Source organism: Deltaproteobacteria bacterium (assembly GCA_019912665.1).
Taxonomy (GTDB): domain Bacteria; phylum Desulfobacterota; class GWC2-55-46; order GWC2-55-46; family GWC2-55-46; genus UBA5799.
Window position 1 is genome coordinate 220141 of the sequence record JAIOIE010000021.1, and the last position, 11850, is coordinate 231990.

Here is an 11850-nt window from a genome sequence, read left to right on the forward strand (position 1 = left end):
GTTTGCTTTTTGGAGTTTGACCGGGATGCTTAACTTGGATGAAAAGGACCGGACCGGGGGATGTAACGGGATGGAACTTCTCTTGCCGGCTGCTGACCTTGACCTCTAAATCTGCGCTCTAATTCGGCCTTCTTTTCAATTCGCGCTCGCCTCGAATTCAATTCTATTGATTTCGTTTTTTTTGTCAACTCGCCGCGGAGGCCGGTGAAAAAATGATTAAAAAAGGGCTCCCCTTTTCAGCAATGAAGGAACCTGTCGAGCCTTTCAGGCGTAATTGGCGCGAAATATCTGGAGAGGTATCCTGCCCTGTACCAAAGGTCCTTTTCGGGCTTTATCCCGCTCCGGTAATAATCGCTTATGAACGTCTTAAGCTCCTCTTTCGAGTTGACGGATATCTTCTCTTTCCCGTATTTGAATAGCCTGTCGCAGTCGTAGGTTGAACAGGCCAGCCCGAAATAGGCCACATCGACCGGGTGCTTAAGGGCCTCTATGCCGAGCGAATTGTCATCGTAAAAGAGTATGTCTATCTCCCGGAAGATGTCCTCCCAGGGCATGTATTTGGCCATTATGAAATTATACGGGAGCTTCCCTTTTATCACGGCCTCGACCGGCACTATGGGATGGACTTTTAAGTAGACCGTGTACTCGCTCCCTTCAAAAGAGTCCCTGAGGGCATCCAATATCGCCGGATAGACGCTCATGTCGAAGGAGAAGGCGTAAGCGACCTTTTTCCTGAAGACATGTCTGCCTCGCCCCCATCCGAAGCGCCCTTTCCAGATGTATTCGTGGCGGAGAGCGCACCCCGGCTCGACAAGCCCCTTACCGTATTCGCCGAATTCGTTCATCACCTCCTCGGGCACTTTCCCGACCGTAAGTATCTTGTCCGGGTAAAAAGGGAGGTCCAGTTCGAACTTGCCAGGGAAATACTGGAGTAGCTTCATCGAAAAACTCGTGTGCTGGAAACCGACGAGACGGGTAGCTGGGCTTATCCTGTTCCTCTGCAAAGCAAGGAACTTCTCCCAGGGATGGTTCTCGTAGGCGTAAACTATCCTCTTTATGGAAAAGTCCGAAAGGAGCCTTTCAAAAAAATAGAACTGCTTCCAGGCGTATATGTGCTCGCACCGGAAATAGTCCTCCTCCAGCGACGCGTTGACTAGAGCCGAGACATCAAGCCCCTGGTGCGTGATCTTTTCCCCGGCTTTGAGAAATGAGCCTGCGGCCTTGATGTAGGCCCTCACGAGGCCGCCTGTCGACAAAAGCCTGTTACAGACCGAAAGACCGAACCCGTCTTCCCCTGACATCCCTGCTATGTCGCGAAGCGCCGTTATGTGGCCTCTCATATATCTAACCGGCTTCCAGGGGGAGAGGTTCAGGTAGAGCGTGAGCAACACCACGACCCTGCCGCCCTGCCTGGCAGCGCGCTCGATAAGAGGCTGGAAGTAGTCGTCCCTGAATCTGCCGTCCTTTTTGCATCTGTAGTCGTAAAAACTCAGAAAGGCGCAGTCGTAATCCCTTTCCGTCGGCTTGGGCAGGATGGCCTTGGCAAGGAATAGAAGCGCGAGGTCCAGAAAGAACGCAAGGCCAAACCTGAAGGGCAGGCGGGCGGCCCTCGCCGCCCTCAGAAGGAGAAACCGCGCCCTGCCGCCGCTCCACCTTATGCCCTTTCTGTCGAGTATGTCCCTCAGGCCGGCATAGAGGGCCGGTTCGAGGTTCTCTATCCTGAAATTTCCCTTTGCGCTCTCTATCGCTTCAATGAGCTGGGCGCATTTTGAAAGCTTGTCGAAAAAGTGGGTCCGCCCGTCAAGCCTTGAGAGGGTATCGGACACTACATATCTCAGGTCTCTGCTTTTTTCGCTTACGAGCCTTGAAAATGTATCTATATACTCCCTCAGGCCGGGCTCTCCCCACCAGGCCTTTCTGAAGGGAAAGGTCTCGCAGTCGAGCCTCTCAAGCCTGCCGCCCTTTTTTTTCAGCACTGTAAGCCCGAGCTTCACGGCCCCTTCCTTTTAAAGACGCCGACCGGCTGGTATTTCGGATCGTATACGCCCCAGGGTAGCCCGTTTTCGCCGCTCATCTTATAATGCCTCGATATCCTCGCCTCTATCTCCCTGGATCTCTTTAGCTTCGTGAAGAGCTCGTCGTATCTCTCGAAGTTCGAGGGGCAGTCTCCCATGCCGAAGAGGTCCCTTATCGTCCCGGCGCTCAGGCACCAGCCCTCGCATGGCTTGAAGTACCAGTCAGCGTCACGGGCCGCGCTTATCGTTATTGCCATGGCGGAGCCCTTCTTCAATACCCTTGTGAATTCCGTGACCGACTTCCTTATGGCTTCGAAACCGTTGTGCTCAAGAGCGGAGATCGAGACTATGCAGTCGACCGAGCCGCTCTCGATATTTTTAAGGTCAGTGAAGTCGCCCTTTACATAACGGACCCTTCCGTACGATCGCTTTCTGGATGATAAGGCCTCGCTTATGAGGTCCGGGTCTACAAGCCTCAAGGCCTTTCTCGACGCAGCGCCAGCCGCCTTGAACGGGGACCTGAGCCATCTTGCGACCTTTCGAGCATCGATTCCGCCCCGGTTGTGTTTTATAAAATGACGATAGGGGTTGCCGGTCGCCCCGATATCGTGCTCCTCCTCTTCCATTTCGAATATTCTTTTTGCGGCCGGAGGCGCCTTTCGTCCCGCAAAATCAACGCTCAGGACGTTATATCCCGAAACGGCGAGAAGGAACTGCAGAAGCCCGTTCCCTGCACCCGCGTCCATGACCAGTGCCCCCTTTTTGAGCCCGAGCCTTTCGACTTCCCTTAGAGCCCAGATGATGTCCAGGTCGTAATGCCAGCCTATCTCGAGGTCAAGCACCTTTTTCCAGCGGTCAATGAGTGCAAGCTTTTCCCTGTTCTCGATGAGCGATGTATCCAGCAGTTCTATCCTATTTCCCATTTCGAATCTTCCTCTTGGAAAGTCGAGAGGCCGAGTAACGCCTCGCCCCTGTAATACGCCTTCAGGACCGCGCCCTTCAAGCCGGAATGCCTGTCCGGTCCTTTTTTCTGCGATGCTTCACGAAGATATCCCATTATCCTCGAATAGTTCCCCTTTTCCGGAGCGCGGCCCCGGCCTTTTATAAAGACCGACCGGACCGACTCGTCTCCCAAGAGGAGCGCGAACCCGGATAGGTAGAGCACTGTCTCGAGGGACGAGAGGTTGAAGCTGAAATTATGCGCGTGCACGAAGTAGGACTGGAGGTCGTGGCCATAGCCTGCGAGGTTCATGATGCCGGGCACCTCCACATAGACGAGTCCGCCGTCCGCAAGGAGGCCCGAAAGGATCCCGAGCTCCGCGATGGGATCGTTAAAGTGCTCAAGCACATGGCTCAATATTATGATATCGAACCCGGTCCCGGGTCTTGAAAGGCTTCGGGGCCCGCCCTTCACTGCCTTTATCCCCCTTTCAAGCGCACTGTTGAGATAGCCTTCCTCGTACTCGCACGCGTAAAGGTCGCATCCTAGGCCCTTTTCCGCGGCGCTCTCCCTGAACTCCATCAGGGTAGAGCCGCTTGCCGCGCCCACGTCGCACACCTTCAAGTCTCTTTTAGGGAGGTGCGGGTATAGGAAATCGAATATCCTCCTCCCCTGCCCCTCGTTCACGAGGTCCTCCAGGACTGTCCCGGCAGGCACCCCGCATATGAGCGGATGGTATATGCTCCCGTAGTACTCGGGAAGCGATTCCGGGGCCATCCTTGGGTTGAGAGAGACAAGGCCGCACTCGGTACAGATAAAATTCCCGAAAGGAAGGCCGAACCTGTCCTTTTCCGAAATCTTTCTCAGATGCGCCGAGCCGCAGAGGCACTTGAAACTCCGCTCAAGCCTTATGCCTCCGGCCCGGAGCTTCCCTATGAACCTCTTCCTGTACCGGCGATGCGTCCCGTTCAGCCTGAAGGCAGGCACGCCATCGGCTCTAAGCCGCCAGGTACTGGTCCCTTTTCTTTCCAATAGAACCTCCGTTTTCGACTATAGCTTTCATCCGGCTTCCTGAAGCTGCAGCTTAAAAAGGAGCTCCGCCAGCTTGAAATCGAGCATCTCGTCTATGTCTATGCTTTCGAGCTTGGGCACCTGGTAGGCATAAGGCCTCGCGCCTATGCGTGCGCCGCTCGATTTGAAGCTTTCCCTGGAAAAGACGTAGAAATTCGAATTCTCCTCAAAGAGCGGCTTAAGATCCTGTGTACGCTCGAGCCTCGCCGGGTCGTGGTTTATCGGCCTCAATGCCTCGTCATAGAACCTCGACTGGCGCATGGTTACCGAGAAAAGGGAGTCGTGCCCTTGGGCGAGGCCGGAGAAGTAGTCCCTGGCCGCGTCCTCTATCGTCGATAGCTTCAAAAGGGGATTGGTCGAATGGGTCTGCAGGAAATGGGCTCCCTTTTCTATGACCGATATATCGTGCTCTATTATCCTGTTCATGGAGACGTGCTCGCCCAGAAGGTGGGTCGGCCTGTCTATAATCATTATCGATGCACCGAAAAATTCTTCTATCAGTTCTTTTATGACAGCGCTGTCCGTGTCCACGTATATGCTCTCGATACTCGGACAGCTTTGGAGCGTACCCAATATCCAGTAGAAGAGGGGCTTGCCTCCGAAATCCCTTATGTTCTTGTCGGGTATCCTTTCGCTTCGGCCCCTCATGGGGACGAGCGCTATCATTCTCTCCATCTCTTCTCCCCGGAGCCGAAACAACGGCTCCCGTCATATTCGCGGATAAAAGCCGCTACGCCCCTTTCATGAGAAAGGCCCTGGCATAGCCGCGCATATCCTCGCGTCTGATTCCCAGCATAGCCGGGAACGCGAGGCAGAGGAGGGCCGAGCCCAGGACGTACGCGGAACCGTCGAGAACGAGCCTCCCCATTGCCCCTGCGGCGGTCATGCCGCCTGCCCACAAAACGAGCCCTCCTGCAAACGAGCTCAGGTAGCCGATCCCTAATACCGGCAGGAGCAGGACCACCTGCATGGCGGCGAGGCTCGCAAATCCAAGCTCCGCTTTCCTGCACGCGTAAAAGAGCATGAGGTTCGACGAGAGCACCTGTAACGCGACAACCTTTATAGCAAGGCCTGCCGCTCCCATGCCGAGCCCCGGCACCCCGGAGCCGGGCGGCGCTACAAGAATGACGCTCAGGACCAGCCCGGCGGATGAGGAAAGGATGCTCACGTTCCTGTAGATATTCGTGAACTGCATGGAAAGCACCGCGCTTCCGAAGAGCTGCCCGAAGGCCTGGTGTATGGGGTAGAACATCATGACCGTCACTGGAAGTGTTGCACCACCGTACTCGTCCCCGCCGACCAGGAATACTATCTCTTCCGCATGGAATACGAAGAATACCGAGATGAAGGCCGCCGTGAAATAAAAGACCCGGACCTTGCCGAAGAGGTCCCTTACGCGCCCCATGTCGGCCGAGGCGTGCGCCGAGGCGACGCTCTGCGAGAAGACCGGGGCCATGGAGTTCGTGAAGAGGGCGCAGACCATCGAGAGCTTAAGCGCCAGGCTGTAATGGCCCTGTGAGACAGACCCGCCGACCGCCTGCAAAAGCCACCTGTCGAAAAAGCCGAAGACGAGGCCGATGACCAGGGCCGCCACGAGCGGCGAGGAGTAGCCGTAAAAGTACCTGGCCGTGCTCTTCAATTCTTCGAGGCTTACCTTTTCGAAGCCGAAGCCGAAAACTCCCGTTTTCTTAAGGAGCGCCCCGGAAAGGAGCACAATCGCAGCCTGCACCGCTATCGAATACGAGAAGAACGTGGCGAAGCTCAAGAGCCCGGAAAAGTACAGGGCAAGGAGCCCGAGCACGGATAGGGCGACCACGAGTCTCCGCTGGTTCTCGATTACCACGGTAAAGCCCTTGCTGTCCGATAGGTTCGTGAGGTTCGAAGCGAGATACGCCAAAAAACCAAGGGTTGCGCCGGAGAAGATGAACAATGCACCCTGTCCGGGCCAGACAGAGCCTGCGGCGCCGTAATAAATGGCAGCTCCCACGAGCACGGCCAGTGCAAAGCCCACGAAAATCGAGAAATAAAAATAGACCTGGTTTGCCGGGCCGCTCCGTTTGTTCCTTGATGAATATGTAAAGTGGGCGTTCGAAGCGTTCATGTCCATTGTCCTCACCAGGCTCTCGAAGCTGTCCTTCAGGAAATTGAAATCCCCGTAATGCGCGGGGCCAAGGGACTTCGGAACCAGGAGCGCGGTGACTATACCGCCCAGCATTCCTACCATGTTGTTCGATAGCTTCGCGAAATACCTTGCTCTTACAGAGTTCATGCGATTGACTCTGACCCCCTCCGGGTCCGGACCCCCGCATATTGGGCGCGCTCCCCGAGCAGCTTGAGGACAAACCCGGCTGCCCGCTCGGCGCTCCTCCGGTCGTCAAGATATGTGCCGTAAGCCCTTACAAACTCACGGTCATCGAGATCCGCGCCATATTCCCCGGTCTTCAAGTATTCCTCTATTTTCATAATAAGCTCATCCGGGGTATAGGCCGTGACCGCCCTTCTCTTTAGGAGTCTCTCTGGTTCCTCGTTCCATTTGACCCTGTCAAGGAGGACGAAGAGGGGCTTTTTTGTTGCAGAGGCTTCGAGGCAGGTGGTCGCGGGCGCGTCGAGTATGACGAGCGATGCCCCTGCAAGAAGGGAGGTGAACTTCTTATCAAACGTCGCCTCCTCTATTCCTTTATCCACCTTGAACGGCAGTTCGTTATGGCTTGCCGTGTTGTTCTTCTTGAATATTGCCCTCTGCCCTCCGGCACTGGCCTGCCTTGCCAGAAATCCGAGTATCTTCTTCTGAGCGTAATAAAGACGGGTGTCCTGCCCAAGAGTGCTTATGAACGGGGTGGAGTAGAGATGGTACTTCCCTGTGGCATAGAGCATATAGCCGTCTTTTTCCTCTCCGTCCGGGATGGAGTCGAGCGCGGCTGATCCTATCGAGACGGCCCCCTTCAACTTTTCCTCTCCAACGGCCTCGAGATACTTGCCTGTCACGCCATCCCCGAAGGCAAGGTAGTGGTCGGCGTACAGGAGCTCGGTCGCCTCCGGGAAGAGGCTATTGTCCCAGAGGTTCTGTTCGCCGTGCTGGTACAAAACAACAGGCTTCCCCATGCTCCTTGCGACATGGGCGGCATGGTTGAGCCTGGGCGAGGTAAAGACCGAGACAAGGACCATGTCAGCCCTTTCGACCATCCTGACCACATCGTCATGTGTTTCCAGAAGCTCATCGAATTCCGCTTGGGCCGCGCTGAAAAACATGCTTAGAGGCCGGTTCAGGTCGAAACCCAGGAACCTGCTGTCATAGACCTCCCCGGCCCCTCCGTTTTTCCGGGCTTTACGCGCATGAGGTCCCGCCTGCTCCCTCGGAATCCAGAAAAGGCCGGCGCGGTTTTTTAATTTCGGATGGCTGAGTACGTTTCTCCAATTATAAAGTGGCCCGATGATCAGGATATTTGCCATGCCGGGTCTTCTCGCGCCGCTCAGGCCGTTTCTCCTCAGCGCGTAATAGCTCGAAAGCGCCGGGAAACGGCCGATAGCCTCGATGGCCGCGCCCCTCAACTTCTCCGGTATCGAGACAACGTTTTGAGCCCGGCCGTATTCAATTACCCGGCATCGACCGGCATAAGGCGAGTTAAGGAGGAGCTCGGCATATGGCCTGTGTCTCTGCATCTTCCAGTTCTCTTTCTCCTCGGGGCGCGGCATGAAGGCTAAAACGAGGCCGGGATTGAAACGCGCGATGGCCCTCTCCAGCACGAACGCCCTCAGGTGCAGGGCGCCTGCAAGAAGATAGAGCTGCAGGTAAAAGTATTTCCCCATCTCGAGCGCCCACCCGATCTCGTCTTTCGAGAGCCGCGCATAATGGCTGTCGAGCGCGGAGACCATCCCTTTTATCTCTTCTTCCGAAGCCGCCTTTTGCCGATAGTATTCAGCCTCTGAAAAGCATTCTTCTGGGGTAAAGTAGTGCAACCCTTTTGATGCGCATATCTCGATTGCGCGAGGGGTCAGCGCCAGTATCGTGTGCCTGAAAAAGGCGTATTCGGGCCTGGCCTTCTCGTACTCGAAAAACTGTCGACTGTCTTCAAGGAGCACCAGGAGGTCTTCACGCGCCATATTCAAGCCCCCTTTCCTGGATTGAGACCTGGAACCGCTCCTCGTATGCCTCGCACATCTGTCTCAGCTCGATTGCGGCCTCCGGGCTTGCGTTCGCATCCACGAACTCCATCCGTCTGCTGTAATCTTCGCTGTCGTCGCTCCCCAGGGGGCCGCTCCATCCGTAGCTCTCATGCCCTTTTCCTGCCGAGAGGTTCGCGCGCGGGCACTTCTGTTTTCTTAAGACCCTTTTGGTCCTCTCCGTGGGCTTCACCCCGAGAAAATCCTTGAGCTCTTCCATGAAATGCCATGGGTCTTTCACGAACCTTTCAAATGGGACGAAGAAGACCCTCGACCTTTCGCCCTCTGTAAGATTGTTCAAGGCCTTTTCCGATTCCTCGTAAAGCCATTTTATCGAGTAGATGACCTTGTCCATGGTCGAAAGGTTCGAGTATCTCTCCTCCCATCCGCTTGAAAACCAGGGCAGGGGCGGGCCGCTGCCGTCCTCTATCCATAGCGTGAACTCCCTCGGGTCCCTCCCGCACCTCTCTATGTAGCTGAACCAGTGCTGGGTCATGTAAAGAGGGTGCCTGACCATCTCGATAATCCTGAACCTCTCGCCAAAGGACCTGAAAGCGAGCCCGGCAGCTGGCAGTATCTGGTGGGTCATTATCTGGAGTATCGGCCTCTTCTTCCTTATCCTCTCCATGACCGCGTCGCCGTCCTTATACAGTAGCCTCGCTATATATTCGAGCGGCCTGGGGTTATTGAGGAGCCCGGAGTCGTCGAAGGGGCGGAGGTTCACCTCGCGCGATATCATGGAGTTGAAGAGCGCGATATCCGTGTAGAGCCTCATCATGGCCGCCCCGGCGTCCGGGTCTATCCTGCCGAATCGGTCGAGGACCGAAAGATGCTCGAATATGGGCTCCAGCCTCTGTTTCTCGACCCTTTCGAAGCTCCCCAGGACCGGCCCTATTATCGATTTTCCTGTGCCCCAGAGGCCGTCCACGAAGATTATCTCTTCCGCTATGGTGAGGGGCTTGGTGAACCTCATGCCCGCCCCCCCGCCGCTTTGCCCATGTATCTGCCGAGCAAGGTGTCGCCCATCATAGCATGCTCGACCTTCTTTAAATCCTGGAGTGTATCAACGCTCCAGGTCGCGGCCTCTGTAGGCACCATCCGCACCTTGAGGCCGTTCTCTATGAGCCTCAGCATGTCAACAGATTCGATTATCTCAAGGGGCGTCTGGCCGAGGCGGTTGAAATGAAGGAGGGATTGCCTCCTGAACGGGATCACGCAGACCTGCTTGAAGCGCTTCAAGCCGCTTTTGTATTTGCTTCCTGAGGGTATGGGCTCCCTCGAAAAGTAAACGGCGTCCCCGCGCTTGTCCACTACCACCTTTATCTCATTCGGGTCGCCGGCTTCCGACTCGCTTATCTCGGCCATTAGGTTCACTATGTTCACCTCCGGGTCGTCCAGGAGGGGCTTAACGGCTCTTCCTACCATCTCCGGCCTGACCATCGGCTCGTCTCCCTGTATCATCACGACTATATCGGCCCGAGCGCCCGTCAAATCCTCCGCCTTGAGCATGGCCTCGGCGGTCCTGTCGGAAGCGCGCTCGTGGGTGTCGAGCGTCATAATGGCCTTGCCTCCGATCGACTGTATATAGTCCCTTATCGCGGCATCACAGGTGGCCACGTATACATCATCAAGGGCCGGAGAGAGCCTGCTCCGGAGGTACACGTGTCCTATCATGGGCATGCCCAGTATGGGGCGGAGCGGCTTGCCGCTGAACCTCGTTGAGGCCATCCTCGCCGGTATGATGCCGATTACGCCCTTGCCCCCACGCTCAGTCCCCGGCTCAGTCATCGACGCCGCCCCCCCAGACAGTGTGCCTGAGCTTCCATCCCTCGCCGGTTTTCTTCCATATGTGCGGCGAAAGAGTCCGGTACATCTCTACAACCTCCCGGAACCCGGCCTCGTCCATGCCGAGGTAATCGAGGAAGGTCCGGAAGTGCCTGCCCGGGAACTCGCCGTCATACCTCTTTACGAGGGCCGCGCCCTCTTCCCTCGTTATGTGCCCGTCCCGTATCTCGTGCGCCGCGTCGGATGTTGCCCTGCATATGCCGAATTTGATATAGGCCATCCAGTAATGGAAGCCGTCGGTCATGTCGTCGAGGCTCGCGTATTTGGAATAGGTCCCCTCGGAGCGGCCCTCGGGGTTTGCCTTGAAGCCGGTATTCTCGACGGCGTAGTAGTAGTTCTCCTGGGGCACCCACTTCTTGTAATAGGAAAACCAGTGCATCTCGGCACCGAGACTCCGAAGCTCCGAGGCCGGGGGGGGCTTATAGAGCTGGAATGTCTCGCTACGGGTCTCTTCTTTCGTAAAGAGCCCCTTTTGGAGGCCTTCTTCGAGGAGCTCGTCGAGCGTGGAACCCTGGAAATAGAGCTCGCTCCAGTCCTCTATGTCCTCGAAAGGCTTCTCCTTGTTCTTGACCGACCCGCCGTATTCTATCTCCCCGTTCTCTCCGTAGAAAATGAGGGGTATGCCGAACCTCGTCGCGACATTAAAGGCGATGGCCTTCTGCCCGAGGCCGAATATCTTGAAGTGGTCGCCCCAAAGCTCGAAGGCCATCCTTGAGAGCTTGCGGATCGTCTTGCCGTCCGGGAATATGAGGATGTTGTCGAAGCCAGCGTCCTTGAAGGCGACATAGTTCTGCCAGCCTATGTCCGTGTATATGTGCGGGGCGAATGTGACCGTCAACGGGTTCATCCCGTACCTGTATTTCAGCTGGTGGGCCACATAGCCGCTGTCCTTTCCGCCGCTACCCGGCACAACGCAGTCATAGCGCCCGTTTTTCGACCTGTGCCTGTCGAGGAGGTCGGCGAGCCTTCCCTCCCTTTCCTTCCAGTCTATCTCGCGGTGCTTCTCGTGGGCGTACCTGCAGGCGCTGCAGACCCCCTCGGCATCTATCGTAATCCTCGGTCTCTGGTTCGATACGACGCACTTCGTGCAAAACCTTACTTTTCCGGGCCTCTTCTCAAGCTGCCTGTCCAGCGTCTTTCCGAATAGCATCCCCGCACCCCTTTTCAGGCGTATTGAAAGCAAAGTTACGGCAGACCGCGAGCCCCTGGGGCCCGCTCTTTTCCGGATGGAACTGGCAACCGTGTATATTCCCGGCCTGTATTACAGACGGGAACCTCTCGGTGCCGTATGCGGTCTCGGCAAGGACCGTATCCGGGCCGGCGGGCGCGCACACGAATGAATGGACGAAGTAGAAACTGCTGGCCGACCCCACCCCGTCGAGTATGGTGCCTTTCCAGCGAGCCGCATTGCCAGGGTCATAGACGCCGTTCCAGCCCACATGCGGGACCTTGAGGCGCTTCCCGTCCCTATCCTCGCCCTTAAGCGCCACTACCTTGCCCTTTAGGATGCCGAGCCCGCGCCCTCCCCCGAACTCGCTCCCCTCGCTCATGAGGAGCTGCATCCCGAGGCATATCCCGAGTAGCGGCTTTCCGGAAGCCGCATACTCCAAAATGGCGTCGATGCAGCCCCTCCTCTCAAGTTCTTCCATTGCCTTTCCGAATGCGCCTACACCTGGGAGTATGAGCCTCTCGGCCCCGGCTATGCCCTCGGGCGAGCCTGTTAGCACAGCTTCACAACCGAGCTTTCTCATTGCGCGTTCGATGCTGAATATATTCCCCATGCCGTAGTCGAGTATTGTGACCCTTGGACCCAATCGA

Annotated in this window: 10 protein-coding genes; all 10 read right to left on the reverse strand. The window is 56.4% G+C overall.

Annotated elements, in window-relative coordinates; all coding sequences use genetic code 11:
* Positions 1-236: 236 nt before the first annotated feature.
* The 10 genes from K8I01_10475 to hisH all read right to left on the reverse strand — a co-directional run bounded on the left by K8I01_10475 (position 237) and on the right by hisH (position 11813).
* Entirely contained in the window at positions 237-1994 is a 1758-nt protein-coding gene (locus K8I01_10475) for a hypothetical protein (GenBank protein ID MBZ0220842.1), read from the reverse strand.
* Complete coding sequence (locus K8I01_10480) at positions 1991-2938, reverse strand: methyltransferase domain-containing protein (GenBank protein MBZ0220843.1); 948 nt, start codon at positions 2936-2938, stop codon at positions 1991-1993. Before K8I01_10480 ends, K8I01_10475 begins: the two co-directional genes overlap by 4 nt.
* Positions 2923-3987: a class I SAM-dependent methyltransferase gene (locus K8I01_10485; GenBank protein MBZ0220844.1), complete on the reverse strand. Its 1065-nt coding sequence runs from the start codon at positions 3985-3987 to the stop codon at positions 2923-2925. Before K8I01_10485 ends, K8I01_10480 begins: the two co-directional genes overlap by 16 nt.
* Positions 3988-4014: 27 nt before the next feature.
* The gene (locus K8I01_10490) at positions 4015-4674 is read right to left on the reverse strand and encodes an acylneuraminate cytidylyltransferase family protein (GenBank protein ID MBZ0220845.1); all 660 of its coding nucleotides are present in this window, start codon (positions 4672-4674) and stop codon (positions 4015-4017) included.
* Between the two features lie 82 nt (positions 4675-4756).
* Positions 4757-6295 (reverse strand): hypothetical protein, encoded by a 1539-nt coding sequence (locus K8I01_10495; protein MBZ0220846.1) that lies wholly within the window; start codon positions 6293-6295, stop codon positions 4757-4759.
* Positions 6292-8127, reverse strand: a complete 1836-nt coding sequence (locus tag K8I01_10500; GenBank protein MBZ0220847.1) for a hypothetical protein — start codon at positions 8125-8127, stop codon at positions 6292-6294. Before K8I01_10500 ends, K8I01_10495 begins: the two co-directional genes overlap by 4 nt.
* Positions 8117-9160: a hypothetical protein gene (locus K8I01_10505; protein MBZ0220848.1), complete on the reverse strand. Its 1044-nt coding sequence runs from the start codon at positions 9158-9160 to the stop codon at positions 8117-8119. The genes K8I01_10500 and K8I01_10505 overlap by 11 nt, the downstream gene beginning before the upstream one ends.
* Positions 9157-9975, reverse strand: a complete 819-nt coding sequence (locus tag K8I01_10510; protein MBZ0220849.1) for a 3-deoxy-manno-octulosonate cytidylyltransferase — start codon at positions 9973-9975, stop codon at positions 9157-9159. Before K8I01_10510 ends, K8I01_10505 begins: the two co-directional genes overlap by 4 nt.
* Positions 9968-11182 carry an N-acetyl sugar amidotransferase gene (locus K8I01_10515; GenBank protein ID MBZ0220850.1) on the reverse strand — a complete coding sequence of 405 codons (1215 nt, stop codon included), beginning with the start codon at positions 11180-11182 and terminating at the stop codon, positions 9968-9970. The genes K8I01_10510 and K8I01_10515 overlap by 8 nt, the downstream gene beginning before the upstream one ends.
* Positions 11148-11813 carry an imidazole glycerol phosphate synthase subunit HisH gene (gene hisH, locus K8I01_10520; GenBank protein MBZ0220851.1) on the reverse strand — a complete coding sequence of 222 codons (666 nt, stop codon included), beginning with the start codon at positions 11811-11813 and terminating at the stop codon, positions 11148-11150. Before hisH ends, K8I01_10515 begins: the two co-directional genes overlap by 35 nt.
* Between the last annotated feature and the right edge of the window lie 37 nt (positions 11814-11850).

What these genes read in the sequence shown, in the direction of transcription:
- K8I01_10480 (MBZ0220843.1), bottom strand. Translation starts at nt 2,938, where the DNA reads ATGGGAAATAGGATAGAACTGCTGGATACATCGCTCATCGAGAACAGG.
- K8I01_10515 (MBZ0220850.1), bottom strand. Translation starts at nt 11,182, where the DNA reads ATGCTATTCGGAAAGACGCTGGACAGGCAGCTTGAGAAGAGGCCCGGA.
- K8I01_10495 (MBZ0220846.1), bottom strand. Translation starts at nt 6,295, where the DNA reads ATGAACTCTGTAAGAGCAAGGTATTTCGCGAAGCTATCGAACAACATG.
- K8I01_10490 (MBZ0220845.1), bottom strand. Translation starts at nt 4,674, where the DNA reads ATGAGGGGCCGAAGCGAAAGGATACCCGACAAGAACATAAGGGATTTC.
- K8I01_10510 (MBZ0220849.1), bottom strand. Translation starts at nt 9,975, where the DNA reads ATGACTGAGCCGGGGACTGAGCGTGGGGGCAAGGGCGTAATCGGCATC.
- K8I01_10505 (MBZ0220848.1), bottom strand. Translation starts at nt 9,160, where the DNA reads ATGAGGTTCACCAAGCCCCTCACCATAGCGGAAGAGATAATCTTCGTG.
- K8I01_10500 (MBZ0220847.1), bottom strand. Translation starts at nt 8,127, where the DNA reads ATGGCGCGTGAAGACCTCCTGGTGCTCCTTGAAGACAGTCGACAGTTT.
- hisH (MBZ0220851.1), bottom strand. Translation starts at nt 11,813, where the DNA reads ATGGGGAATATATTCAGCATCGAACGCGCAATGAGAAAGCTCGGTTGT.